Raw genomic sequence first — 24,482 nt, 5'->3', positions numbered from 1 at the left:
GTCGCTGAAGAGAGGGGCTTAGTGTAACTTTGGCATACCATAAGGTGACATCGCGACGGAATTCCGGCGGGCTAAGGGTGGTACGGAGCTGAGAGCTCAGGCCGGCGCACCAATTTGCATATGAACAAATCTTGTCTCGGCGGCAGTAATAGTTGGTACATAATCATAAGCGTGTTCGCGAATTTCCCCTGAGTAAAGGCGGTAAGCCGTATTGTAGAACGCTTTGAGGATGAAATTGACGAACATAAAGGGGCTCAACGGTCCGCTTACAGGGATCCTGCAATTGCGGTACTGACCGATAGTCAAATGCGCCATGGGATGGTGGACCTCGACAAAAGCATCTCGATCAAAGTCGAATCTCAAGGGCGTTGTCACCACATTCCGATGAAGCACGTCCCCATACATTTCGTCGAGTTCGTAGACTTCCGGGTTGTTCTGAAATTCGAGCAGATCAGGGGAGGGAAAGAATGCGAGCCGATGGGTCACGAGTTCGTCGTTCCTGAAACGGTAGAGAAATTGCATCAGGCCGCCATCGATAAGCCGCACGTTATATGCTCTTCCCTCTTTCAGAGTCTCATAAGCGGTCGCGTAGGCAACATTTCGTAGCGTTTGAGAAAGCCCCTCTGAGGGGCCGAATCCTAAGTCTCGAATGCCACCGGCGAAATCTCGCAATGAAGGGAAGTTTTGGTCAACGCTAAGGCCAACTTCTATTAAGTCGGCCGTGAGAATCTTGATCTCACGCGCTATTGCCTCAGGTAACGCCATTCGCCGACCCGCTCGTCAGGAGTTTGCGCAGCCTGTCCAACTCTTTCTTAGGTAGATCTTCAAGCAACACGCGGCCGGCGGCGATGTCATCGGCCAAACTCGATACGCTCGTAACAGCGCCCTTGATTCTCTTTTTTTCTTCCGCCGTTAGGTCTCGATTGAGAACCCTTAAGTGCTTTCGAGTCTCCTCAGTGGGATAGACAAAATTCAGTTCGTAATTGTGCGATTCAACACGCTCGAACTCTTCCTTAAGTCTCCGCATGTCTTCTCCCACTCCGCAAACCTTCACCCAAGCTTTGCTGCGTGTTATCGCAGTGAAGATTTGATTCCTTACGCGCCCCAGACTGCCCCAAGACCTGTAGCAGTCGTGAGCATTCATCACATACACCATTCCCGCTTCGTTACCTTTCGCCCTAAAGATGCCGGTGAAGGCAATCGACTGCTCATCAGCTTTGAAAAAGACGTCAGAGGATGTGTCCACGCCAGCCAAGTGCGATTGAAATCCTTTTTCAAACAGGAGTTTCCGAGGCAGACCGACACTTTTAGCGGTGGTGATAGGGTCAGGATTTATGACGATGATGTCATCAAAATTCAGTTCGTCTATTTTGATATTGCGCTCGATCTGGTCCACTAGCCAAGTCGCCTGATCTTTAGCGCTATCGAATACAAGAAATTCTACCAACCGATCCACATCGTTCGGACGCTCTAGAAAAGCTGGGCTCGTTGAAGGGGGACGCCCAAGTGTTACCTCATGACCGTCTCGAAGCTCTCCGCGCATAACGCGGTACCCAACTTCTTCCCAAAGATGAGCTTGATCGAACATTTGAATTAGACCCGTCCCGGTCTTCGGGTCTGGATCTCGGTATATGCCGAAACCTAGTGCATGCGCTGTCGCTAGAACTGGGCGAGAATTGCGATAGCACTTTTCAAGAATTACGTCTTGGCTAGGCTGCCCCGGCTCCGGCGGCCTAAAGACTACATTTGGCGTGACGCCATCAGCACCCAGACCAAAAAGCTCCTCGGGCGGAGGTAGGTTGCTTTCGGTCAGGGACTGCAGTTCGTCGTAAGCGTAGACAAGTCGCTTCGACTTTCCGAGAGCGAGATAGCAAAGCTTCAGGAAGTTTGGGTGAAAGTCTTGAGCTTCATCAACGAGAATTACGTCAAAGAGCGGCTCTGGGTCCTTCGATCCGCCAAGCGCCAGCGCCAAATCTACGACGCCCTCAAAGGCTTTTGAACTTGAAAACTTGTCTTTTGCGGCTGAAAAATCAAGAAACTCGATGCCATTCGCCTTACAAAACTGATAGTAAACGCCAGTTCGACTGGCGTTTCCGGGAGCACCCCAAGCATTAATTATTTGAAGATTTTCGTTGGGTAGTTCACCTGTTTGTTCAACGACAAAAGTGCCAATCAGCCGTTGGAATTGCGCTTTCAAAGACCGCGTGTTGAATGTAACAGCGATTTTCCAGTCTGGATGCTGAGCATGTAGGTAGGCAGCCTTAAGAGCGAGAATGATCGTTTTGCCCGACCCCGCCAACCCGCGGATACGTTGTACGCCCTCGACTGTTTCGATGACCGCTTTGCTCTGGCGCGAGTCCAGGTTCGCAATCGAATCTTCGAGTATTTTTAATTGAGCGCCGCGAGATTGCTCGTTTGTGAGATTGCGCCGCCTTCTCCCACGTCGGATGCTCGATATTGATTGAAGGACTGAGTGAACTGCCGTGTATAGGTCCGGGCGAGTCCAGTTGATCTCGTTGAGCACTTCAACGAGATTTTGATCATTAACGAGAGCGTGACTATCATCAATTGCGTTGGAATTATTTCGCGGCGCGAAAGTCACAACGACGGGAACCGCAAGAAGATCTCTTCCTCTCATTAACGACTTGTGCGCCCTGAGCCTTGTCTCAAGACTATTCGCCAATTCGTCTTGTCGTTCGTCGTAGCCAACGACCTCAAGTCCCTCCACAAGATCGAAGATTACCACCCCATGTTCTGGACTCACCCACAGGGCGTCGATGGAATTTGTACCCTCAGGCACAGAGAGGACGGGATATCCTATGTAGAGGACGCCTTCTCCTTTGAACGCCCGCTCGATGTGCTCCGCTAAAGCCTGACTTGCGACTGGCTTTTTCGCTGCTCCCCAAATGATCTCTGTCATGGTTCCATCGGCCGATTATTCAAGGATAACGAAATAGCGTCGAGCAAGCCCGATACCGCCACATCCTTACATGCAACGAAGCCCAGTGAAGGTATTTAGTTTCTCGACGGGAAAAATAACGAGAACGGCCCGCGCTGAGGAAGACGTGGCTCGTATTGGCAAATTGGCAATATGTAAGGACGAGGATTGCGAGCCCTGCACCTACGAACTGTGGGACATTATGTGGGGTGAGCGTCTCACAATTTGCGTTTCGATAGCAAATCGAGCGACTTAATTGAGCCGATGGCGGAGAGGGGGGATTCGAACCCCCGATGGGCTTGCACCCATGCCGCATTTCGAGTGCGGTACAATCAACCACTCTGCCACCTCTCCTTGGTGCCGAACTCCGGAGGTCGCGCTCCGGGTGGTTGGCGGTGTTCTAGGCGAGGACGGCCGGACAGACAAGCGTCGGATGAGGAAATTCAGCCGCGAGCCCACCATGACGCCGTGAAATCGGCCCCGCTCAGACCTCCGGCGGCTCGATTCGAGGCACCAAGACCTGGATTTTGGGGTCAAACCGCTCCGGCGCCGCGGTGATCACGAGGACGACGGACCGATTCGCGAAAGCGCCAGGCGTCTTACACCGTCACGTGCCCGAGGTCGCAGAGGCCCCTTTCGCGCCCTCAGTCCTTGGCCTTCTTCGCCTTCTTGTCGTCCTTCTCGTCCTTGTCCTTCTTCCCCTCGCGCTTGCGGTTGGTGAAGCGGGCATTGCCGAGGCCGGTGCCGATGGTGAGGACGCCCCAGCGGTCGAAATCCTGCATGAACGGAACTTCGCTCAGACCCTGTGCCACGCCATCATTATGCATCAGCACCGCGGTGTCGTGATCGCCGATCGTGGGGATGCCTTCGGCGATCAGCGCCGGGAGGTTGAACTTGCTGCTCTCCCAGTTGCCCGGCAGGTTCTGCGCCCCCTTCTCGATGGTGCCGTCTTCGTTGATGACGCCCGGGCACGAGATGCCGATAAAGGGAGCCAGCTTGAAGCCTCCCTTCTCGGCAGCCTTGATCAGATCCTGCAGCATCTTGATCAGGCGCTTCACTGCGCCTTCGCGAGTCGGCTCGTCATCGGCGTGTTTCCAGAGATCCGACTTCCACACTTCGGCCTTGGAGAGATCCTTCGATTTCTTCCAATTGGTCTCCACCACGCCGCAGCGGATATTGGAGCCGCCGATATCGACGGCGAGAATGCTGTCATATCCCTCAAAAATCCATGACGGCGCCAGATGCAGGCATCCGATCAAGCCGGCCTCATCGGGGTGGTACTGGATCGGGATCAGATCGACCTTGAGGCCTTCGGATTTCAGGATGATGTCGGTGCGCGCAATGGCGAGTTCACCGACGCGGCTCTGGCGGAAACCGCCGCCGACCACGATGCATTCGGTGTCTTCCCACACCTTGTTCTTGAAAAAGCGCTGGATCACATAGGCGAATTCCTGCGCAAACTCTTCGATGGCGCCATGCACCAGCGCCGCCGCCTTGACGTCGTCGCTGGTCAGGATCTCGTCGAGCTCGCTCTTGCCGATCTCCTTGACCGGCTTCTTGCCGAGCGGATCTTCGCCATTCTTCTTCAGGGGCTTGCGCAGATCCTCGACGATTTTCTGGAATGCGCGCTTGCTGGCACGATCGCCCAGAAAGCCGTCGCCATCCTTGATCTCGATATTGAATGTATCCACGTCCACCGATGGCAGACGCTTGGCACCGTGAACGCCGATGCCGATGGGTGTCGTTACTACTTCGTCAGCCATGTTGCCCCTGAGCGCGAGAACCGACCGACAACGCCGATGGAACCGAAAGGTTGCATCCGCGAAGGATTGTTGTGTCGTCTATCCCGGCAGGCGGATTGCCGATGACCGGTCAGGATTTTGCTTTGGCCAGGGCACTAAGTTCGGCGCGCAGGCGCTGCAATTCGAGATCACAGCGATGGCGTTCGATCACCAAAGCAACTGTCAGGGTAATAGCCGCGATGGCCTCGAGATCACGCGGCCGTGGCGAGCGCGGAGCGTCGTAATAGACAGCGAAAGTGCCGAGGGTGGAGCCGTCCATCCCCTTGATCGGCGTGGACCAGCATGCACGCAGGCCATGCTGCGTCGCGAGTGCACGATAATCGATCCACAACGGATCAGTGTCGATGTCTGCTACATAGACCGGCGAACCACGATAGGCCGCGGTGCCGCACGATCCGACCCCCTCCCCGACCCGCTCGCCATCGATCTCCTTGTTGTAAGCCGGAGGCAGGCTGGGAGCTGCCAGATGCTGGAGATATCGACCGTCGTCGCTGACAAGGAGAATGGACGCCATCATATGGTTGCCGGACGACGCTTCGACGCTCAACAACAACTCTTCAAGTACGTCCGCCAAACGGCTACCGGCCGCGACCTGCATGAGGACGCGGCGTTCGCGGGAAAGATGCTCACGGAGCGACGGCCCGCTGTTACGTCTCAGGATTTCGGTGCCAGGTAGTTCGAGCTTCACATTCATGTCCGCATCATCCTCAGACACTGCTTGCGGCGACCATTTGCATCGAAACGCGAGCGAGTGTGCGTGAGACGCCATGGCTTGACAAGACTACTCCCAGCTCAAGCTTGGTAAGCGGGCACCAAGCAGGGCTCCAAACTAACAATGCTGCGTGATCGATGCGCGAATTTGCACCATAATCCGCGGCCCTCATATTACCGGCATGCGAGGCGAAGCCGCATGGAAGCAATTTCAAGCATCCGTGAAGGCTTTCACAAGGCGTCATCCCCGCGCTTACGATACTGAGTTTATGAGCGCGATAGCGCATGGAAACAGGCAGATCGGGGTGAAAGACCATGCATCGACTTCAGGCTGCACGGCGTGAGCGCCTAGCGAGCGAACGCAACCGCGATGCCTATCAAGCCGCAGTCTCGAACATCGAAGCGCGCTTCATCACGCTAAGCGAGCGCGAGCGGCAAATTCTACTACATGTGGCATCTGGTCATACCAATAAGCAGATTGCCGGCACGCTCGGCATCGCCGAAGTCACCGTCAAGCTTCACCGCAGCGCAATGATGCGAAAGATGACCGCCACAACGCTGATCGACCTCGTACGTATGTGGGATACCATGGTGCGCCACGGCGACTGATCGCACTCAAAGGCCGGGAAGCGTTGCGCCCCCTACAGATCCCGTGACAGCGCCCGAACGCACCAGCGCGAGCGCCTTCTCGATGTCCGCATGGAAATAGCGGTCGTCATCGAGATGGGCGATATCAGCGCGAATACGCTGTCGCACGGCTTCGAGAGGGGCACTCGAGGTGAGCGGCGCATGGAAGTCGCATCCCTGCGCGGCGGCAAGCAATTCGATGGCGATGACCGCGAAGGCATTTTCCACCATCGGAGAAAGACGCCGCGCCCCATGCGCGGCCATCGAGACGTGGTCTTCCTGATTGGCCGAGGTGGGGATCGAATCGACGCTGGCAGGATAAGCGCGCTGCTTGTTCTCGGAGACCAGCGCCGCCGCCGTCACCTGGGCGATCATGAAGCCTGAATTCAGCCCCGGCCGGGGCGTTAGGAAGGCCGGCACGCCTGACAGAGCGGGATCGACGAGCATGGCGATACGCCGCTCGGCGATCGAGCCGATTTCGCAGACCGCCAGTGCGATCATGTCGGCCGCAAAAGCGACCGGCGCCGCGTGAAAATTGCCGCCGGACATTGCGAGATCTTCGTCGGGGAAGATCAACGGATTGTCCGAGACACCATTGGCTTCGGTGAGCAATGTCGCGGCCGCCTGGCGCAGCACATCGAGCGCTGCGCCCATCACCTGCGGCTGGCAGCGCAGGCAATACGGGTCCTGCACGCGTACATCGCCGAGGCGATGCGACTCGCGGATCGCGCTGCCGGCCATCAACGCCTGCAGCGCTGACGCCACCGCGATCTGGCCGTCATGTTTGCGCAGCTGATGGATGCGCGCATCGAAGGGCGTATCGGAGCCACGCGCAGCATCGGTGGAGAGCGCGCCGGAGACCAGCGCATTCTTGAAAAGAAGCTCCGCCTCGAACAGACCGGCCAGCGCGCAGGCGGTCGAGAACTGTGTGCCATTGAGCAGCGCAAGGCCTTCCTTGGCGCCGAGTTCGATCGGCGTGAGGCCGGCGGATGCGAGTGCTTCGACGGCCGGCATGCGCGTGTTGTTCGCAAAGGCTTCGCCGACGCCGATCATCACCGAGGTCATATGGGCGAGCGGCGCCAGATCGCCGGAGGCGCCCACCGAGCCCTGCGATGGCACCACGGGGATGATGTTCTTCGCGAGCATTGCCTCGAGGAGCTGGATCGTTTCCAGCCGCACGCCGGAAAAGCCCTGCGCCAGTGACGCGATCTTCAGCGCCATCATCAGCCGCGTGATGACTTGTGACAGCGGCTCGCCCACACCGGCGCAATGCGACAGCACGATATTCTTTTGCAGCGCGACCAGATCCTCGGCCGCGATGCCGACACTGGCCAGCTTTCCGAAGCCGGTATTGATGCCATAGACCGGCTCACCCCGCGCCACGATCCGTGCCACCGCATCCGCACTGGCCTGGATGCGCGGATGATGCTGCGCATCCAGCTTCGGTATCACACCACGATAGATTGCGCGCCAATCGGCAAGGGACATCTCACCGGGTTCGAAAGGGGTGGTCATCGCGGCCTCCTCATTTGTCTAGGCATATTAGACCGGCTGCGATCCGCCGTCACGCTTGTCATCACCCGCGAACGCGGGTGATCCAGTACACGGCAGCGGAACGGCTTCATCACCGCTGCCGGTGTTTACTGGATCGCCCCATCAAGCGGGGCGATGACAACAGAGCTTAACTTCACGCTGGTCTGGAGACTTTCCAGCAACAATTGTGCCGGCAGGCTAAGCCCCTTGTTTCGCACCGCGATGACGAATTGCCGCTGCGCCCAGTCATTGTTGAGCGGAATCACCTTCAATCCGAGCGTTTGCTGGATCGCCGATGCCTCTTCCTGCGGCACGATGGCGACCGCAAGCTGCGCCGCGACCACGCGATAGGCGGCATCCACCGTGGAGACCTGGATGCGATAGCGCATCTGCTTGCCGGCTGCCGCGGCCGCGCTCCGCTGCGTCGCCTGCATGATGCTGCGCGCGACGATATCGACATGCTCGTAATCGACGGTCTCTTCGAACGATACGGTTTCACGCAATGCCAGTGCGTGATCGGGATGCACAACCACGGCAAGACGGTCGCGATGATAGGGATGCGTGGTCAGCCCGCGCAGATCGACGGCATCCCAGCACACGCCGATATCGGCGCGCCCTTCCTCGACGCCGCGCACCACTTCCCAGATCTCGCGCTCTTCAAGGCTCACGCGTACATCGCGATATTTCTTGGCGAAGGCACTCACATCCTCGGGCAGCACCTGCGCCACCGCGGACTTGCTCGCAAACACCCGCACATGCCCCTGCACGCCATCGGCAAAGGCGCCGAGTTCGGCCTGCATACGATCGAGCAGTTGCAGACTCTCGCGGGCATAGCGCCACAACACCTCCCCCGCCGCCGTCACCGTGACGCCGCGGCGGCCGCGCTCGAGCAATTGCACACCGGCCTCGTCTTCCATCTGGCTGATGCGCTTGGAGACAGCCGACGGCACGATCGCCTCGCGCTTGGCGGCCGACGCGATGTTGCGCTCCTCGCACACGGCGATGAACAGACGGAGAGAGACGGGATCGAAGCTGCGCATCCAGCCATCTTAGATGGGAATGCCTTATATGAAAAATGACCATTTCAGAGATGGCTGAGATTGGCCTATTGCCTCGGGCCATCCGCAAAATCTGCGCCGCCGTGTCGCCGCACCGAAAGACGCGAAAACGAGGAAAACCATGCGCATTGTCGAAGTCCGGGAGCGCACCGCTCCGATCGCATCCCCTATCGCTAACGCCTTCATCGACTTCAGCAAAATGACGCTGAGCCTGGTCGCCGTGGTCACCGATGTGATCCGCGACGGCAAGCCGGTCATCGGCTACGGCTTCAATTCCAACGGCCGTTACGGCCAGGGCGGTTTGATCCGTGAACGTTTCGCGCCGCGCATCCTCGAAGCCAAGCCAGACGATCTCATTGATTCGACTGGCGAAAACATCGATCCGCACAAGGTGTGGGCGACCATGTTCACCAATGAAAAGCCGGGCGGCCACGGCGAACGTTCGGTCGCCATCGGCACCATCGACATGGCCGTCTGGGACGCTGTCGCCAAGATCGCCGGCAAGCCGCTTTTCCGTTTGCTGTCAGAGCGTTACGGTACCGTCGCGAATCCAAAGGTGTTCGTCTATGCGGCCGGCGGCTACTACTATCCGGGCAAGGGCCTCGAAGGTCTGGCCACGGAAATGAAATCCTATCTCGATCGCGGCTACAATGTCGTGAAGATGAAGATCGGCGGCGCTCCGCTAACCGACGACCTCAAGCGCATCGAACACGTGCTGAAGCTGCTGCCTTCGGGCTGCCAGCTCGCCGTCGACGCCAATGGCCGGTTCGACCTGTCCACCGCGGTGGACTACGCCAAGGCTTTGAGAGAATACGATCTTTTCTGGTACGAGGAAGCCGGCGACCCGCTCGATTACGAGCTGCAGGAGAAGCTTGCCGAGCATTATCCGAAGCCGATGGCCACCGGCGAAAACCTGTTCTCCATGCAGGACGCCCGCAACCTGATCCGCTACGGCGGCATGCGGAAGGACCGCGACTGGCTGCAGTTCGACTGCGCACTTAGCTATGGTCTTGTCGAATATCTCAGGACCTTGGAAATGCTGAAGAATTACGGCTGGTCCTGGACCCGCTGCATCCCCCATGGCGGCCACCAAATGTCCCTGAACATCGCAGCCGGCCTCGGTCTCGGTGGTAATGAGTCGTATCCCGACCTGTTCCAGCCCTATGGCGGCTTCCCGGATGGCGTGAAGGTGGAGAACGGCCATATCGTGATGCCGGAACTGCCGGGCATCGGTTTTGAGGGTAAGTCTGATTTGATCAAGGAAATGAGGAGCTTGGCTTCGTAACGGCCGCTCGGACTCCGTCATGGCCGGGCTTGTCCCGGCCATCCACGTCTTTAGTCATGGAAGCAAGAAGGCGTGGATGCCCGGGACAAGCCCGGGCAAGACGGCTGAGAGAGCGGAGCCACACATCAGCCAAGACTCTGTTTTTGGCTGGTTTTTCGGCCTTCTTTCCTTGACTCCCCGCTCTCCCCCTCTATAAAGCACCCTTCGGCGCAGGCCCTGTCTCGCGCCGATTGTTTTTGCGTGGATCGCAACGTCGATCACAATCGCAAGAATGCAAAACCCTTATCGACTGAACAAAAAGCCGCCCCGGAGCGATTGCTTGTCGCTTGATCCGAGGACGGGATCGAACACGAAGGATTAGAACGATGTTCGCAGTCATCAAAACCGGCGGCCGGCAGTACCGTGTCGTTCCGGATGATGTACTTGAGATTGGCAAGATCGCTGGCGAAGCCGGCACGATCGTGCAGCTTGGTGAAGTGCTCGTGCTCGGCGGCGATACGCCGGTGCTCGGCGTGCCGACCGTTGCTGGCGCCAGCGTTGCGGTTGAAATTCTCGACCACAAGCGCGGCCCCAAGGTCATCGCTTTCAAGAAGCGCCGCCGCAAGCACTCGAAGCGCAAGCGTGGTTATCGTGACGAGCTGACCCTCGTCCGCATCAGCGAGATCCTCGCCGATGGCAAGGCGCCGACCAAGGGCCCGCGCCCGAAGAAGGCTGCTGCCCCGAAGGCCGCTCCGGCCGAAGCGGCCGAGTAAATAGAATCGCTGCAGCAGCGGAATTATCCGCTGCGCAAATTTGAATTTCCGTGAGACAATTCCCGCAAGGAATTGATCTTTGACAAGATCGAGATCGGAGACGAGCTATGGCTCATAAAAAAGCAGGCGGTTCATCCCGCAACGGCCGCGATTCCGCTGGCAAGCGCCTCGGCGTCAAGGCGTTCGGCGGCGAGCGCGTGATTCCCGGCAACATCATTGCGCGTCAGCGCGGCACCACCTGGCACCCCGGCCTTAATGTCGGCATGGGCACAGATCATACCCTGTTCGCCAAGGTCGAAGGTCGCGTGGAGTTTAAAGCCAAAGCCAACGGTCGCACCTTCGTGTCGGTACTCCCGATCACCCAGGCCGCGGCCGAATAAACGGTGGACACTCAAATGGAGTCCGCCGGGTCCTGTTGAACCGGCGGAGCGCCAGAATTGGGCTCCAGAGGGGAGGCGGGAAACCGGCCTCCCCTTTTCGTTTGGTGCGTCGCTTCGGGGCGCACTGCAGGAGCCGACAATGCTGCAGGATATTCCAACACCCCGCCTGAGCGAGAGCAGACCCGCTGTTCTTCAAACCCAGCGCCTGACCTTGCGCAAGCCCGTGATGGCCGATGCCATTGCGGTGACCGAACTTGCAAACGACCGCCGCATTGCCGAGAACACCCGCCGGCTGCCGCATCCCTATTCGCAGAATGATGCGGAACAGTTCGTCGGCTCGCTGCATGACGAAGCCGCGACCGATGCGGTGTTCCTGATCGAACTCGATTATCGCCCCATCGGCATGGTCGGCATCGACTGGCGCGAGCCGGACCTGCCGGAACTCGGCTACTGGCTCGGCGTCGAACACTGGGGCCGCGGCTTCGCCACCGAAGCGGTGCGCGCGGCCATCGACTACACATTCGAGGAGTTCGCCATCGATCAGCTGATCGCCGGCGCGCGCGTGGCCAATCCGGCCTCGCGCAACATTCTCGAAAAGTGCGGTTTCCAGTGGACCGGCGTGCAACTGCATCGCTTCGAGGCGATCGGATCATCGACGCCGGTGGATTGCTTCAAGCTGACGCGCGGCGTGTGGAGCTCGCTGAAGAACTGGGCAAGCTCGACGCGGAGATAGCCGTCATTGCGAGGAGCGTAGCGACGAAGCAATCCAGCCCTTGGCTTTCTGGATTACTTCGCCCAAACGAATTGCTTCGCAATTCGTCAGGGCTCGCAATGACGGAGAAGTCACACGGCCGGCGGCACTTCGTCCGCGATCTTTCCCAGCCTCTGTTCCCGCAGGAAAATATAGAGCCCCGCCGCGATGATGATCGCAGCACCAATCAGCGTGGCCGGCGCCGGTATCTCATCAAAGATCAGCCAGCCGAAAATCACCGCCCAGATGATCATCGTATATTGATACGGCACCACGACACTCGCTGGCGCCAGTTTCAGTGAGCGGTTCACGCACATGAGCGCGCCGATCGACACCACGCCCGCCAGGAAGAACAGGCCGAGATCCGCCGCGCCCGGCGTCACCCAGCCGAACGTCGTCAGCACCGCGCCGAAAGTGAACGTGCCGACGAATTGTGACGTCGCCAGCACCACATCCGGCGCCGACCGCAGCGACCGGGTGATGAGCATCAGCGCCGCAAAGGACAGGCTGCCGCCGAGCGCGATCAGCGCCGGCCAGGTCACCATCTGCGCCGACGGTTTCAGCGCGATGATCACACCCAGGAAGCCGACCCCCACTGCTGTCCAGCGCCGCCATCCCACGGATTCACGCAAGAAGATCGCCGAGCCCGCGGTGACGAAAATCGGACAGGCGAGATAATAGGTAATGACATCAGCCAGCGGCAGATAACCGGCGGCCCAAAAGAAAGCCGCGACCTCCAGCGTAGACAGAATTACGCGCAGGACCTGCAGCCCCGGCCGGTCCAGCCGCAAAAAGTCGCCGCGATGGCGCCAGATCATCGGCGCCAGCAGCGTCAGCGCCGCGATGGCGCGCAGGAACATCAACTGCCCGACCGAATAGGTCGTGACCAGATATTTGCCGATGGCATCGCCGCAGGAGAACATGGCGATGCCAGCCAGCATCAGGCCGATACCAGCAATCCGGGCGGCGCGATTGTCCGCGGCGGTCGAAATGGTCGCAAACATGCCCATATGCGCCTGTAGGGAAGCGGCTGCGCGGATCATGCAGCACGGCATTGGTTAACAGCAATCAAAGACCTTTAGGACGCGATTGAAACCGCAGCAAGGCAGCCATTCGTCGCCTGGCGCGCGGCGATGAGTTGTTGCCGCAAACAGCCCCCTGCGATACGGATACGCCATGAAATTCCTCGATGAAGCAAAAGTTTACATTCGCTCCGGCGACGGTGGTAACGGCTGCGTGGCCTTCCGCCGCGAGAAGTATATTGAATTCGGCGGCCCCTCCGGTGGCAATGGCGGGCGCGGCGGCGACGTGATCGTGGAGGTCGTCGACGGCCTCAACACGTTGATCGACTATCGCTATCAGCAGCACTTCAAGGCGCCGAAAGGCGTCAATGGCATGGGCAAGGACCGCCACGGCGCCAATGGCTCCTCGATCACGCTGAAAGTGCCGGTCGGCACCCAGATCATCGACGAAGACAAAGAGACGCTGATCCACGATTTCACCAAGCTCGGTGAGACATTCGTGCTGGCCGAAGGCGGCAATGGCGGCTTCGGCAATGCCCACTTCAAGTCCTCGACCAACCGCGCACCGCGCAACGCCAATCCCGGCCAGCCCGGCCAGGAGCGCTGGATCTGGCTGCGCCTGAAGCTGATCGCTGATGCCGGCCTGGTCGGCCTGCCCAATGCCGGCAAGTCGACCTTCCTGTCCAAGGTCTCAGCAGCGCGGCCGAAGATCGCCGACTATCCCTTCACCACGCTGCATCCGCAGCTCGGCGTCGTGAACAGCGACGGCCGCGAATTCGTGCTGGCCGACATTCCCGGCCTGATCGAAGGCGCGCATGAAGGCGCGGGCCTCGGCGATCGCTTCCTTGGCCATGTCGAGCGCTGCCGCGTGCTGCTGCATCTGATCGACGCCACCTGCGAACACGCCGGCAAGGCCTATAAGACCGTGCGCGGCGAACTCGAAGCCTATGCCGGCGATCTCTCGGACAAGATCGAGATCGTGGCACTGAACAAGATCGACGCCGTCGAGCCGGACGAGCTGAAGAAGCAGAAGGACCGCGTGAAGCGCGCGTCGAAGAAGACCCCGCTGCTGATCTCCGGCGCCACCGGCGACGGCGTGGCCGATGCGCTGCGCGCGCTGGTCGAGGTGATCGGCGAAGCGCCAGTCTCCGACAAGGCGAAGTCTGCCGCGCAGGCCGAGCCATGGGCGCCGGTGAGTAACTAAGTTTCGATGATCGTATCCGTCTGCAAGGCGCGCGGACCTAACCTCTCCCCGTCCTGCACGGGGAGAGGTCGTCCGGCGAAGCGTAGCGAAGCCGGGCGGGTGAGGGGCAGGCCCCAGTCCTCTCCTCATCTTTCATGCAAGCGGATGGAAAGAGCCCCTCACCCTAACCCTCTCCCGTAAGAACGGAGAGAGGGAATATGAAGCGCCTCCGAGACATCACAGACACCGTCGTCCAAGAAGCATCACCATGTCGTCACCCGATCTCAAAAACTTCCGCCGCATCGTCGTCAAGGTCGGCTCGTCGCTGCTGATCGACCATGCGATCGGCGAGGTGCGCGCGGAGTGGCTGGCGGCGCTGGCCGCGGATATCGCCAAGCTGCATGCCGACGGCCGCGACGTGCTGGTGGTCTCTTCGGGCTCGATCGCACTTGGCCGTCATCGCCTGAAACTCCCGCGTGGCCCGCTGAAGCTGGAAGAGAGCCAGGCCGCTGCCGCTGTCGGGCAGATCGCGCTGGCACGCATCTGGTCGGAAGTTCTCGGCCATCACGGTATCGGCGCCGGGCAGATTCTCGTCACCCTGCAGGACACCGAAGAGCGCCGCCGCTACCTCAATGCGCGCTCGACCATCGGCAAGCTGCTGGAATGGCGCGCGGTGCCCGTGATCAACGAGAACGATACTGTCGCCACCAACGAGATCCGCTACGGCGACAATGATCGCCTCGCCGCGCGTGTTGCGACGATGACGTCGGCGGACCTGCTCGTACTGCTGTCGGATATTGACGGCCTCTACACCGCCCCCCCGGCGCCAATCCCGATGCGAAGCTCATTCCGGTGGTCGAGCACATCACCGCCGATATCGAGAGCATGGCGGGTGCGGCCGAGTCCGAACTGTCGCGCGGTGGCATGTACACCAAGATCGAGGCGGGCAAGATCGCCACCACCGCCGGCACGCATATGATCATCGCCTCCGGCAAGATCGATCATCCGCTGCAGGCGATCGCCGATGGTGGACGCTGCACGTGGTTTCTTACGCCGGCGAATCCCGTCACGGCGCGCAAGCGTTGGATTGCGGGATCGCTGGAGCCCAAGGGCACGCTGACCATCGATGCCGGTGCCGTCGCTGCATTGCGCGCAGGCAAGAGCCTGCTGCCGGCCGGCGTGATCCGCGTCGATGGTGCGTTTTCACGCGGCGATGCGGTGATCGTGCGCGATCCCGACGCGCATGAAATCGGCCGCGGGCTTGTTGCCTATGACGCCGAGCATGCGGAGAAGATCAAGGGACGCTCCTCGCCGGATGCCATGAACATTCTCGGCATCACCGGACGGGTGGAGATGATCCACCGCGATGATCTCGTGCTCGGCGGTTCGCGGAACTAACTCAGTCCCGTAGCCCGGATGAAGCGCAGCGTAATCCGGGGACAGCAGAGATAGTCGAGACGCCGGTTCCCGGATTGCGCTGCGCTCCATCCGGGCTACACCGAGATCGCCATCATTGCGCCACGCCCGCGGTCTTGTCTGCGGCCGCATTCAATATTGACCAATTGATCAGGGAGACATTGCCATGAAACGCCTTTTGATCGTTCCGTTCCTGCTGCTCGCAACACCGGTGCTCGCGCAGCAAGGCAACACGCCCGCCAATCAGAACGCCTGTTCGCGTGACGCATCACGCTTCTGCCGCGCCAAGATGAACGATGGCGACATGGTCGTGCTGAGCTGCCTGAAAGAGCATCGCAGCAAACTCGGCAAAGCCTGCGCGAAAGTGCTCGCCGATAACGGACAGTGATTCAATGACAGCGACGCTCGGACACCTCTCCCCACCGGGGAGAGGTCGGATTGCGAAGCAAGCCGGGTGAGGGGGCGCCCCACGCTCGGCCGGAGTGAAGCCCCCTCACCCGCGCGCAAGAGCGCGCGACCTCTCCCCGGTGGGGAGAGGTGAAGAAAGAGCATCAGCTGCTCCCCGCTGGCGTTGAGGCCGGCAGCACTTCTGTCGCGGCGCGGTCCGGCGTCTCTTCCTTCCAGCGCACCGAGCCGAAGGGCCGCTCCAGCATGCGGCGCACGCGGACGGGATCGGGCCCGAGATGGAAGCCCGCGGCTCGTAGATACAGCGCGCGCTCGGATTGCGTGGTGCGATTGCGCTGACGCAGAAAGTCCATCCAGGTCGGACAGTGATAGCGCTCGGTCCAGAGTTCGGGATCGGCGATGTCGCGCGCGATCGACCAGCCATAGGCGCCATTGCGCTGGCGTGACAGCTGCACGTCCTGCATCACGCCATGGAAGGCGCGGGCCTGTTCCTGATCGACGCGATACTCGATCTCGACCACCAGCGGACCGCTGCGTGCCGTGAGTTGCAACTGCACTTCGGGATCCTCTAACCGTTCCGCATCCTCATCGCGCGCGCCGGTCGGCGGCATCCGCCAGATCAGACCGAACAGTGGGGATGACAACATCGCGACGCCCGACACGATCAGCGCCCATTCGACACCGACCATGTCAGTAAGACGGCCCCATCCCCAGCTGCCGATGGCGACGCCACCAGCAATCGCCGCCTGAAAGGCTGCGAGCGAGCGGCCAGCCACCCAGCGCGGCGCAGAGAGCTGCACACCGATATTGAGCAGCGCGATCGCCGCCATCCAGACCGCACCGGCCACCACCAGTGACGCCGCCGTCAGCACAGGCTCAGTGGAGATGGCGACGCCGATGATCGCCATGCCCATGATCAAGGCGCAGCCGCGGATCGCCGTTTCGCCGGAAAAATGCTTGCGGATCGGGCCGATATTCATCGCGCCGATCACCGCGCCCATGCCGAAGGCCCCGAGCATGATGCCATAAGTTTGCGCACCACCATGCAGCAGGTCGCGCGCCACCAGCGGCATCAGCGCGGAAATCGAGCCGCCGCAGATACCGGTGATCAGCGTACGCGCCAGTGAGATCCTGATCGACGGCGAGTTGGCGATGTAGCGGATACCCGAGACCATCGCCCGATTCAGCCGCTCGCGCGGCAGCCGCGACACTTCGACCGTGCGGCGCCAGAACAGCAGCACCACAAACAGCGGCACATAGAGTAGCGCATTGGCGCCGAACGACGCCACAGCACCCGCGGCCGCCACGATGACGCCACCGATAGCCGGGCCGAAACTGCGCGCGATATTGTAGCTGATGCCGCTCAGCGCCACCGCGGGCGGCAGCACTTCCGGCGGCACCTGTTCGCCGACCGAGGACTGCCAGGCCGGTCCGAACAACGCCATCCCGCTACCGATCACGAAGCAAAAGGCGAGCAGAATGTTCGGCGTAATGTGCCCGGTCCATTCCATCACCGTCAGCGCGCTGGCGCCAACCAGCGACAGCGCCAATGAGGCGAGCGACACCATGCGGCGGTCATACATGTCGGCCCATGCCCCGGCCGGCATGGCCAGGATCATGATCGGCAGCATCAAGGCTGTCTGCACCAACGCGACCTTGTCGGCGGACGCCGTCATCTGCGTCATCGCCCAGGCGGCACCGACGCTCTGGATCATCAGGCCGAGATTCGACAGCAGGCTCGCCAGCCAGATGCGCCGGAATACCGGATAGCGCAGCGGCGCCGCAATTCCGTCGGAGGGCAATGGGGTGGAGGTTGGCTTCAGCGTTTCCGTCATTGTCTGCGTTGATGCCTGCGATTTGCGGTGCCTGTCCAGCCGCCGCGTTACAAATCGATGCTGCATCTGCAAACAACACGCCGTCATGACGCCGGATTCTTCCGGTGATATCATCCGGCTCCCTCACAAGATGCGAGGCCTGTCGTGAGCATTGCCGAGGTCTACGACTTTCCCGCCGCGACACGCCGCGTGGTGCCGCCGGCCCCGCCGCGTGCGCCGGATGACATGACCGCCCGCGCCCGGATGGCCGCGATGCGCCGCAGCGCCATCGAGACCTGGGGCCAGAAGGCCTATGAGGACGACATCATCAAGGGCCGCTTCTTCGGCCATGCCAGTTTCATCCTCAACGACCCCGACGCGGTCCGCCATGTGCTGGTGGACAATTACGAGAACTATACCCGCACCCCGGCCGCCTTCCGGGTGCTACGGCCGCTGCTCGGTGACGGCCTGCTAACCGCCGAAGGCCGCATCTGGAAACATCAACGTCGCACACTGGCGCCGGCCTTCACGCCGCGCGCAGTCGGCACTCTGGTGCCGCATATGCTCTCGGCCATCGACGAGACGGTGGCCGACCTGCAGGGCAAGGCTGGTGAGCCGGTGGATCTTCGCGAGATCATGCAGCACATGACCCTGGAGATCGCGGGGCGCACCATGTTCTCCTACGGCATGGCGAAACACGGCAAAGTGCTGCGCGACTTCGTGATCGAATATGGCGAAACCCTGGCCCGGCCGCATTTCTTCGACCTGCTGCTGCCGCAGGGCTGGCCGACGCCGCAGGACATTCCGCGCTGGCTGTTCCGCCGGCGCTGGACGCGTTTCGTCGCCATGCTGGTGGCCGAACGCCGCATCGCGGGGAAGGCCGACGATGCCCCGCCGCGCGACCTGTTTGAGCTGATGCTGGCGGCCCGCGATCCTGAGACAGGCACCGAATTTACCGACGACCAGCTCGGCGATCAGGTCGCCACCATGATCCTCGCTGGTCATGAGACCACGGCCACGGCGCTGTTCTGGGCGCTGTATTTGCTGACGCTTGATCCCGCCACCCAGGAGCAGGTGGCGGGTGAAGCGCGCACGGCGATGGCCGCCGGCGCGCTCGATCTCGACCGGTTGAAGTTCACCCGCGCCGTCATCGACGAGACCATGCGGCTCTATCCGCCGGCATTCCTGATCGCACGCGCCGCCCGCGCGCCCGACACGATCAGTGGTATGGGTGTGGCGAAGAACGACATCGTCCTCATCGCGCCATGGCTGCTGCACCGGAACGAAAAGCGGTGGTCCGATCCGAACGCCTTTATGCCGCAGCGCTTCATGCCCGGCCATCCACAGCCGGATCGTTTCGCCTATCTCCCCTTCGGTGTCGGCGCCCGCGTCTGTATCGGCGCTCATTTTGCGATCGTCGAGGCCACGCTGGCACTGGCGAAGATCATCGGGAATTTCCGGGTGACGCTGCCCGAGCGCGAGCCGGTGATGCCGGTGGGCGTGGTGACCACACAGCCGGATCGATCGCCGATGTTTCGGATCGTCCTACGCTAAGCCCCTCATGGTGAGGAGCGCGCCCTTGCGCGAGTCTCGAACCATGAGCTGCAGGCGCTCCGAGCTTGTGACCATCCTTCGAGACGCCGCTACGCGGCTCCTCAGGATGAGGGCGGAGTTAGTAGCGTCTTGGAGTTCTGCCCAACCCGCCCTATCTATCCGTCCATGAGCGACATCCTCTCCCAGTTCTCGCGCCTCAGGAAGGTCACCGATCCCGCGGTCGCCGATGCGATCGCGCGTCTGACGCAGGACGGCGCCGACCACGAACTCAACCGCGTCAACCCGCTGGATTTTGCTGCGCGAACGGGCCTCAACGAAGAAAAGACCATCGCCGGCTTCCTGCATGCGTCAAAACTCGGCCTGTTCGACCTCACTTGGAATGTGATGTGTCCGGGCTGCGGTGGGGTGCTGGATGCCCACGGCACGCTGAAATCACTGCGCAGCGACGACTATCAATGCGGCCTCTGTGGCCGTGGCTATGCCGCTTCGGTGGACGAGCAGGTGGAAGTCGCCTTCACCGTTTCTCCTCGTATCCGTCGCATCGCCGCGCATGACCCGAATTCGCTGCCGATCTGGGAATATTTCCGCCAGATCTTCTGGAGCTCAGGCATCGATTTCAATGCCGATGCGCTGGCGACGTTGTCGGAAGACGTCGTACTCGATGCGCGCGAATTGCCCGCGCATCAAAAGGCCGAAGTCACGCTCCAGCTGCCACCGCAATTCATCATCCTGTTCGAGCCGGTCACACATACGGCGCATTTCATCGACGTGCAGGGCGAACCGACCGACGAGATCCGACAGCTCTCGCTCACTTATAGAAGTGAACATGCGCCGACGCTCACCACCACCCTGCAGCCCGGCCCGCTCACCATCGCCTACGACAATCAGACCGGCACCCGCGTACTGCCCTCGATCCTTGTCGCCGCCGACGCGCTCCATCACCTGATCGGCAAGCGCAAACCTTTCGTCACGGCCAAGCGCATTCTCAGCAACCAGACCTTTCGCGATCTCTACAAGGCCGACAATCTCAGTATCGACCAACGCCTGCAGATCACCTCGCTGACATTCCTGTTCACCGATCTCAAGGGCTCCACCGCGCTCTATGAACGCGTCGGCGACCTCAAGGCCTTCGATCTCGTCCGTGCACATTTCCACGCACTGCTCGACATCATCGCGGCTGAGGGCGGCGCTGTGGTGAAAACCATCGGCGACAGCGTAATGGCCACCTTTACCCGCCCCGAACAGGCGCTGCGTGCCGCTATCGACATGCGCAAAGCGATGGAGCGACTGAATGACGAACGCGAAACGCGCGATCTCGTCGTCAAGATCGGCATCCATGAAGGCCCCTGCCTCGCTGTCATGCTCAACGAGCGGCAGGATTATTTTGGCCAGACCGTGAATATCGCCGCCCGCGTCCAGGGTCTCGCCACGTCACAATCCATTCATGTGACGTCGCCAGTGATCTCCTCCAAGGCGGTGGAGGCCATCCTGCAGCAATCCAGCACCGCCCCCATCGAGAAGACTGCCGCTTTACGCGGCATTGCTGACAAAGTTTTGGTCTATGAGATTCCTTGATCCAACCAAGTCACCCTTCGGAAGAAGGCTTACTTAACTGTAATTGCGCGGTGAGGAACCGTCATCACTTGTGCGCGTTTCATTTCCGCAGCACAACGCGTCGGGCCATTCGTCGCATGGTGCGCGCCCCGCCTATCTGGTTCAAAATCTCATGCTCGAAAAATTGCGCCAATTCATTTCAGATGTTGTGGCCCCAGATGCCACGGCCGATCAGAAATTCGACGACACCGGCTTTCGTCTCGCGGCCACCGCGTTGCTGATTCACGTGATATCAATCGACGGCGCACCGTCTAAGATCGAGCAGGATAAGCTGCATAGCCTGATCGAAACGCGTTTTGAGCTCAATCCCGGCACCGCCGATCGCCTGATCGAAGCAGCGACGCTGGTCGAGGGCGAAGCCGTCGATCTCTATCACTTCACCAGCGTCATCATGCGCGTGGTGGACGAACCCGGCCGTATTCGTCTGGTGGAGATGATGTGGGAGCTGGTCTTCGCAGATGGTAAGGTCAGCGAATTCGAGGAAAACGTCGTCTGGCGTGCTGCCGATCTGCTCGGCGTCTCCGCGCGCGATCGCGTCGAACTCAAGCGCCGCGTGGCCGGAGATGCCGCCGAAACCGACGCCATCGCATAGTCCTGTAGGGTGGGCAAAGGCGCCCTTGCGCCGTGCCCACCTTTCCCTGCCGTGCACTTGAATGTGGGCACGTCGCTCTGCTCCTTTGCCCACCCTACAAATACGTCACATTGCGCGATCCGCTATGCCGACCGCCGAACGCTTGCCCATAGCCATTCGCGCTTGCGCATGAATGTTATCTTCATTACGCCTGTTGGTTAGAACTATTCGCCTTCGAGCCATTTTTGCCAGAGAATTTCCGTGACTGAGCGCGTAACCCTGATTACCGGAGCTTCGGCGGGAATTGGCGCCGAGATGGCCCGCGTCTTCGCCGCGAACAAGCATCGGCTGGCACTGGTCGCGCGCCGCGCCGATCGCCTCACCGCTCTCTCCGCCGAAATCGTCGCCTCCGGCGGCCAGGCCCCCATCGTCATTCCCTGCGATCTCGAACAACCAGATGCCTGCGCCAAGATCGAAGACGCGCTGCAAAGCGCCGGCGTCGAAGTTGAGTATCTGATCAACAATGCCGGCTTCGGCATGTTCGGCTTTGCCGTCGATATGGACCGCGATGCGCAGCTGCGCATGATCGATCTGAATGTCCGCACCCTCACTGACCTGTCGCTGCGCCTCGCCCCGCAGGTGATCAAACATAAGGGCGGCATCCTCAATGTGAGCTCGATCGCCGGCCTGATCCCGGGTCCCGGCATGGCGGTCTATTACGCCAGCAAGGCCTATGTGCTGTCCTTCACCGAAGCGCTACGCCAGGAACTCGGCCCCAAAGGCGTGCGCGTCACCGCGCTCTGCCCCGGTCCGGTGCCATCGGAATTCCAGGCGCGCGCGGGGTTCAAGCCGGGGCTGGATTCGGCGATTCTCGGCGTCTCGCCGAAGGATGTGGCGGCGCTGGCTTACAAGAGCCTGATGGCGAACAAGGGCACGGTGTTCCCGGGGCTGGGGATCAAGATCGTGCCGGTGCTGCTGAGATTGTTCCCGCGGAGCTTTATTGCCGGGGCGGTGGCGCGGTTGCAGCTGACAAGGGTGGGGCAGGGTTAGGGGCAGAGTTTCAACTGCGTCCGCTTTCGCCCTGCGGGCTCCAGCGCGACATCCTTCCCTCGCTTCGCGTCCGATGGATGGAGTTTGGCTTGCCGAGCCGTAGCTCGCGAAGCGAGCGAAGGATGGTGGACCCAGGCGGGATCGAACCGCCGACCTCGTCATTGCGAACGACGCGCTCTCCCAGCTGAGCTATGGGCCCGTCGAGAACAGCGCCGCGAAGCAGCGCTGGTCTGGAATGGGCGCCATTTACAATCCCTGTTAACGGCAAGTCAAGAACGACCGGCAAGTCGCGCAAGGTCGCGATTTTCCGGGCTTTTCCAGCCCAACCTTCCCTTGTTTGCGCAGGCTTGAACCGATATTTAGCCGAAGGTCCAATCCGCGACCCAACCTTTGAGCCCTCCCGCCATGCGCGCCGTTCTCGATATCGTGCTGATCGTCCTGGACCTTTACGTCTGGCTGCTGATTGCCTCCGCGATTCTCTCGTGGCTGATCGCCTTCAATGTGGTGAACACCCGCAACCAGTTCATCGCCGCCGTCGGCGAGTTCCTCTATCGCATCACCGAGCCGGTGCTGGCGCCGATCCGCCGGATGCTGCCGAGCCTCGGCGGCCTCGATCTGTCACCGATCGTCGTGATCCTGATCATCATGTTCCTGCAGCGGGTGATCTCTTATTACATTTACCCGAACGTGATCTGAGGCCGTTGGCGGATCCCTGGCGATACGGTGCCGATGGCATCAGCATTGCCGTCCGCGTGACACCGCGCGGCGGCCGGGACGACATCGACGGGATCGAGACCATGGCCAATGGCCGCGCGGTGCTGAAACTCCGTGTTCGCGCCATTGCCGAAGGCGGCGAGGCCAATCGCGCCGTCACCGAGCTGCTTGCGAAAAAGCTCGGCGTACCGAAGCGGGATGTCCGGCTGCTGTCGGGCGCCACCTCCCGCATCAAACAGATCGCCGTCAATGGCGACCCGAAGAAACTGGGGCTCGTCCTGCGCGACCTCGCAGCCGCCCCGTCTGACGACAAGGACACAGCATGACCGCCAGCGTGATCGATGGGAAAGTGATCGCCGCCGAACTCCGCAGCCGCGTCGCCGCTGAAGTGGCGCGGGTGAAAGGGATCACGGCCTGACGCCCGGCCTCGCCGTAGTGCTGGTCGGCAGCGATCCGGCCAGCGAGGTCTATGTGCGCAGCAAGCACAAGCAGACCCAGGAAGCCGGCATGGCCTCCTTCGAGCACGTGCTGCCCGCCGATGTCGCGCAAAGCGATCTGATCGCGCTGGTGCAGAAGCTGAACAATGACGCCTCGGTGCATGGCATCCTCGTGCAGCTGCCGCTGCCGAAGGGCCTCGATACACAGGCGGTGATCAATGCCATCGATCCCGCCAAGGATGTCGACGGCCTGCATCCGGTCAATGCCGGGCGCCTTGCCAGCGGCATGGACGCGCTGTCGCCCTGCACGCCGCTGGGCTGCATCATCCTGGCGAAGAGCGTGCACAAATCACTGGAAGGCATGAATGCCATCGTGATCGGCCGCTCCAATCTCGTCGGCCGTCCGCTGGTGCAATTGCTGCTCAACGAGAACGCCACCGTCACCATCGCGCATTCACGCTCGAAGGAACTGCCGAAGCTGACCGCGCAGGCCGATCTTGTTTTCGCCGCCGTCGGCAAATCCGAAATGGTGCGTGGCGACTGGATCAAGCCGGGCGCGACCGTGATCGATGTCGGCATCAACCGCCTGCCGGCCGCAGATGGCAAATCGAAGCTGGTGGGCGACGTCGCCTATCAGGAAGCGCTGAAAACGGCTGGTGCGATTACGCCAGTGCCGGGCGGCGTCGGCCAGATGACGGTCGCGTGCCTGCTGGTGAATACGCTGCGCGCGGCCTGCGCGATCAACGGGCTGAAGCCGCCGGCGGTTTAATTCCCCTCTGTCATCGCCCGCGAAAGCGGGCGATCCAGTAGACACCGCTTCCTGCGCGTCATCACAACTCCCGCCGCATACTGGATTGCCCGCTTT

21 protein-coding genes, 2 tRNA genes and 2 pseudogenes are annotated in these 24,482 nt (G+C 61.0%); 15 read left to right on the top strand and 10 right to left on the bottom strand.

The genetic code is table 11. The features are described from left to right. Nucleotides 1–96 precede the first annotated feature (96 nt). From RPMA_RS02205 to RPMA_RS02185, 5 genes are all read right to left on the bottom strand, one after another. Nucleotides 97–765, bottom strand: coding sequence for a DUF2290 domain-containing protein (locus RPMA_RS02205; RefSeq protein ID WP_211911342.1), 669 nt, complete (start codon nucleotides 763–765; stop codon nucleotides 97–99). Further along, nucleotides 752–2,920: a DEAD/DEAH box helicase gene (locus RPMA_RS02200; protein ID WP_211911341.1), complete on the bottom strand. Its 2,169-nt coding sequence runs from the start codon at nucleotides 2,918–2,920 to the stop codon at nucleotides 752–754. The genes RPMA_RS02205 and RPMA_RS02200 overlap by 14 nt, the downstream gene beginning before the upstream one ends. Before the next feature lie 283 nt (nucleotides 2,921–3,203). Continuing rightward, a tRNA-Ser gene (locus RPMA_RS02195) sits at nucleotides 3,204–3,292 on the bottom strand. Between the two features lie 290 nt (nucleotides 3,293–3,582). Next, nucleotides 3,583–4,701: an ROK family protein gene (locus RPMA_RS02190; protein WP_211911340.1), complete on the bottom strand. Its 1,119-nt coding sequence runs from the start codon at nucleotides 4,699–4,701 to the stop codon at nucleotides 3,583–3,585. Nucleotides 4,702–4,810: 109 nt separating this feature from the next. Next, nucleotides 4,811–5,434, bottom strand: coding sequence for a GAF domain-containing protein (locus tag RPMA_RS02185; RefSeq protein WP_211911339.1), 624 nt, complete (start codon nucleotides 5,432–5,434; stop codon nucleotides 4,811–4,813). 332 nt (nucleotides 5,435–5,766) lie between these two features. Here RPMA_RS02185 and RPMA_RS02180 point away from each other — a divergent pair, with 332 nt between their 5' ends. Then, nucleotides 5,767–6,060 carry a response regulator transcription factor gene (locus RPMA_RS02180; RefSeq protein ID WP_211911338.1) on the top strand — a complete coding sequence of 98 codons (294 nt, stop codon included), beginning with the start codon at nucleotides 5,767–5,769 and terminating at the stop codon, nucleotides 6,058–6,060. Between the two features lie 6 nt (nucleotides 6,061–6,066). Here the strand turns inward: RPMA_RS02180 and hutH are convergent, their stop codons facing one another. Both hutH and RPMA_RS02170 read right to left on the bottom strand, forming a co-directional pair. Beyond that, nucleotides 6,067–7,593, bottom strand: a complete 1,527-nt coding sequence (gene hutH / locus RPMA_RS02175) for a histidine ammonia-lyase (RefSeq protein WP_211911337.1) — start codon at nucleotides 7,591–7,593, stop codon at nucleotides 6,067–6,069. A gap of 125 nt (nucleotides 7,594–7,718) precedes the next feature. Next, a complete protein-coding gene (locus RPMA_RS02170) occupies nucleotides 7,719–8,651 on the bottom strand; it encodes a LysR substrate-binding domain-containing protein (protein WP_211911336.1) in 933 nt (310 codons plus the stop codon). A gap of 139 nt (nucleotides 8,652–8,790) precedes the next feature. Here RPMA_RS02170 and RPMA_RS02165 point away from each other — a divergent pair, with 139 nt between their 5' ends. The 4 genes from RPMA_RS02165 (at nucleotide 8,791) to RPMA_RS02150 (ending at nucleotide 11,819) form a co-directional block, all read left to right on the top strand. Next, nucleotides 8,791–9,954 carry a mandelate racemase/muconate lactonizing enzyme family protein gene (locus tag RPMA_RS02165; protein WP_211911335.1) on the top strand — a complete coding sequence of 388 codons (1,164 nt, stop codon included), beginning with the start codon at nucleotides 8,791–8,793 and terminating at the stop codon, nucleotides 9,952–9,954. Between the two features lie 365 nt (nucleotides 9,955–10,319). Beyond that, nucleotides 10,320–10,706, top strand: a complete 387-nt coding sequence (gene rplU / locus RPMA_RS02160; protein WP_211911334.1) for a 50S ribosomal protein L21 — start codon at nucleotides 10,320–10,322, stop codon at nucleotides 10,704–10,706. A gap of 107 nt (nucleotides 10,707–10,813) precedes the next feature. Next, on the top strand, nucleotides 10,814–11,086 hold the full coding sequence (gene rpmA, locus RPMA_RS02155; protein ID WP_211911333.1) for a 50S ribosomal protein L27: 273 nt from the start codon (nucleotides 10,814–10,816) through the stop codon (nucleotides 11,084–11,086). A gap of 139 nt (nucleotides 11,087–11,225) precedes the next feature. Next, nucleotides 11,226–11,819, top strand: a complete 594-nt coding sequence (locus RPMA_RS02150) for a GNAT family N-acetyltransferase (protein ID WP_211911332.1) — start codon at nucleotides 11,226–11,228, stop codon at nucleotides 11,817–11,819. Nucleotides 11,820–11,929: 110 nt separating this feature from the next. On the opposite strand, the gene RPMA_RS02145 is transcribed toward RPMA_RS02150, so the two are convergent. Beyond that, on the bottom strand, nucleotides 11,930–12,847 hold the full coding sequence (locus RPMA_RS02145; RefSeq protein ID WP_211913387.1) for a DMT family transporter: 918 nt from the start codon (nucleotides 12,845–12,847) through the stop codon (nucleotides 11,930–11,932). 166 nt (nucleotides 12,848–13,013) lie between these two features. Between RPMA_RS02145 and obgE the strand changes: the two genes are divergently transcribed. The 3 genes and pseudogenes from obgE to RPMA_RS02130 all read left to right on the top strand — a co-directional run bounded on the left by obgE (nucleotide 13,014) and on the right by RPMA_RS02130 (nucleotide 15,846). After that, nucleotides 13,014–14,063, top strand: a complete 1,050-nt coding sequence (gene obgE, locus RPMA_RS02140; protein WP_211911331.1) for a GTPase ObgE — start codon at nucleotides 13,014–13,016, stop codon at nucleotides 14,061–14,063. A 247-nt stretch (nucleotides 14,064–14,310) separates the two neighbouring features. Further along, nucleotides 14,311–15,440: pseudogene (gene proB, locus RPMA_RS02135) on the top strand (glutamate 5-kinase). 184 nt (nucleotides 15,441–15,624) lie between these two features. Continuing rightward, nucleotides 15,625–15,846, top strand: coding sequence for a cysteine rich repeat-containing protein (locus RPMA_RS02130; RefSeq protein ID WP_211911330.1), 222 nt, complete (start codon nucleotides 15,625–15,627; stop codon nucleotides 15,844–15,846). A gap of 163 nt (nucleotides 15,847–16,009) precedes the next feature. On the opposite strand, the gene RPMA_RS02125 is transcribed toward RPMA_RS02130, so the two are convergent. Next, complete coding sequence (locus tag RPMA_RS02125) at nucleotides 16,010–17,698, bottom strand: MFS transporter (RefSeq protein ID WP_211911329.1); 1,689 nt, start codon at nucleotides 17,696–17,698, stop codon at nucleotides 16,010–16,012. 144 nt (nucleotides 17,699–17,842) lie between these two features. Between RPMA_RS02125 and RPMA_RS02120 the strand changes: the two genes are divergently transcribed. The 4 genes from RPMA_RS02120 to RPMA_RS02105 all read left to right on the top strand — a co-directional run bounded on the left by RPMA_RS02120 (nucleotide 17,843) and on the right by RPMA_RS02105 (nucleotide 22,466). Next, on the top strand, nucleotides 17,843–19,231 hold the full coding sequence (locus RPMA_RS02120) for a cytochrome P450 (RefSeq protein WP_211911328.1): 1,389 nt from the start codon (nucleotides 17,843–17,845) through the stop codon (nucleotides 19,229–19,231). A gap of 165 nt (nucleotides 19,232–19,396) precedes the next feature. Continuing rightward, nucleotides 19,397–20,806 carry an adenylate/guanylate cyclase domain-containing protein gene (locus RPMA_RS02115; RefSeq protein ID WP_211911327.1) on the top strand — a complete coding sequence of 470 codons (1,410 nt, stop codon included), beginning with the start codon at nucleotides 19,397–19,399 and terminating at the stop codon, nucleotides 20,804–20,806. A 151-nt stretch (nucleotides 20,807–20,957) separates the two neighbouring features. Then, nucleotides 20,958–21,437, top strand: a complete 480-nt coding sequence (locus tag RPMA_RS02110) for a tellurite resistance TerB family protein (protein ID WP_211911326.1) — start codon at nucleotides 20,958–20,960, stop codon at nucleotides 21,435–21,437. Between the two features lie 240 nt (nucleotides 21,438–21,677). After that, nucleotides 21,678–22,466, top strand: coding sequence for an SDR family NAD(P)-dependent oxidoreductase (locus RPMA_RS02105; protein ID WP_211911325.1), 789 nt, complete (start codon nucleotides 21,678–21,680; stop codon nucleotides 22,464–22,466). Nucleotides 22,467–22,589: 123 nt separating this feature from the next. On the opposite strand, the gene RPMA_RS02100 is transcribed toward RPMA_RS02105, so the two are convergent. Continuing rightward, nucleotides 22,590–22,665: transfer RNA gene (locus RPMA_RS02100), tRNA-Ala, on the bottom strand. 206 nt (nucleotides 22,666–22,871) lie between these two features. On the opposite strand from RPMA_RS02100, the gene RPMA_RS02095 reads away from it, so the two are divergent. From RPMA_RS02095 to folD, 3 genes and pseudogenes are all read left to right on the top strand, one after another. Beyond that, nucleotides 22,872–23,162, top strand: coding sequence for a YggT family protein (locus tag RPMA_RS02095; protein ID WP_211911324.1), 291 nt, complete (start codon nucleotides 22,872–22,874; stop codon nucleotides 23,160–23,162). A 5-nt stretch (nucleotides 23,163–23,167) separates the two neighbouring features. Next, a complete protein-coding gene (locus RPMA_RS02090; RefSeq protein WP_211911322.1) occupies nucleotides 23,168–23,506 on the top strand; it encodes a DUF167 domain-containing protein in 339 nt (112 codons plus the stop codon). Beyond that, nucleotides 23,503–24,386, top strand: a pseudogene (gene folD / locus RPMA_RS02085) (bifunctional methylenetetrahydrofolate dehydrogenase/methenyltetrahydrofolate cyclohydrolase FolD). Before RPMA_RS02090 ends, folD begins: the two are co-directional and overlap by 4 nt. Nucleotides 24,387–24,482 lie beyond the last annotated feature (96 nt).

This window comes from Tardiphaga alba (genome assembly GCF_018279705.1).
Lineage (GTDB): Bacteria > Pseudomonadota > Alphaproteobacteria > Rhizobiales > Xanthobacteraceae > Tardiphaga > Tardiphaga alba.
This window is presented reverse-complemented; position numbering and strand designations above follow the sequence as displayed.

Coding starts and splice junctions, on each gene's coding strand:
- RPMA_RS02205 (WP_211911342.1), bottom strand. CDS start 765: ATGGCGTTACCTGAGGCAATAGCGCGTGAGATCAAGATTCTCACGGCC.
- RPMA_RS02200 (WP_211911341.1), bottom strand. CDS start 2,920: ATGACAGAGATCATTTGGGGAGCAGCGAAAAAGCCAGTCGCAAGTCAG.
- RPMA_RS02190 (WP_211911340.1), bottom strand. CDS start 4,701: ATGGCTGACGAAGTAGTAACGACACCCATCGGCATCGGCGTTCACGGT.
- RPMA_RS02185 (WP_211911339.1), bottom strand. CDS start 5,434: ATGAATGTGAAGCTCGAACTACCTGGCACCGAAATCCTGAGACGTAAC.
- RPMA_RS02180 (WP_211911338.1), top strand. CDS start 5,767: ATGCATCGACTTCAGGCTGCACGGCGTGAGCGCCTAGCGAGCGAACGC.
- hutH (WP_211911337.1), bottom strand. CDS start 7,593: ATGACCACCCCTTTCGAACCCGGTGAGATGTCCCTTGCCGATTGGCGC.
- RPMA_RS02170 (WP_211911336.1), bottom strand. CDS start 8,651: ATGCGCAGCTTCGATCCCGTCTCTCTCCGTCTGTTCATCGCCGTGTGC.
- RPMA_RS02165 (WP_211911335.1), top strand. CDS start 8,791: ATGCGCATTGTCGAAGTCCGGGAGCGCACCGCTCCGATCGCATCCCCT.
- rplU (WP_211911334.1), top strand. CDS start 10,320: ATGTTCGCAGTCATCAAAACCGGCGGCCGGCAGTACCGTGTCGTTCCG.
- rpmA (WP_211911333.1), top strand. CDS start 10,814: ATGGCTCATAAAAAAGCAGGCGGTTCATCCCGCAACGGCCGCGATTCC.
- RPMA_RS02150 (WP_211911332.1), top strand. CDS start 11,226: ATGCTGCAGGATATTCCAACACCCCGCCTGAGCGAGAGCAGACCCGCT.
- RPMA_RS02145 (WP_211913387.1), bottom strand. CDS start 12,847: ATGGGCATGTTTGCGACCATTTCGACCGCCGCGGACAATCGCGCCGCC.
- obgE (WP_211911331.1), top strand. CDS start 13,014: ATGAAATTCCTCGATGAAGCAAAAGTTTACATTCGCTCCGGCGACGGT.
- RPMA_RS02130 (WP_211911330.1), top strand. CDS start 15,625: ATGAAACGCCTTTTGATCGTTCCGTTCCTGCTGCTCGCAACACCGGTG.
- RPMA_RS02125 (WP_211911329.1), bottom strand. CDS start 17,698: ATGACGGAAACGCTGAAGCCAACCTCCACCCCATTGCCCTCCGACGGA.
- RPMA_RS02115 (WP_211911327.1), top strand. CDS start 19,397: ATGAGCGACATCCTCTCCCAGTTCTCGCGCCTCAGGAAGGTCACCGAT.
- RPMA_RS02110 (WP_211911326.1), top strand. CDS start 20,958: ATGCTCGAAAAATTGCGCCAATTCATTTCAGATGTTGTGGCCCCAGAT.
- RPMA_RS02095 (WP_211911324.1), top strand. CDS start 22,872: ATGCGCGCCGTTCTCGATATCGTGCTGATCGTCCTGGACCTTTACGTC.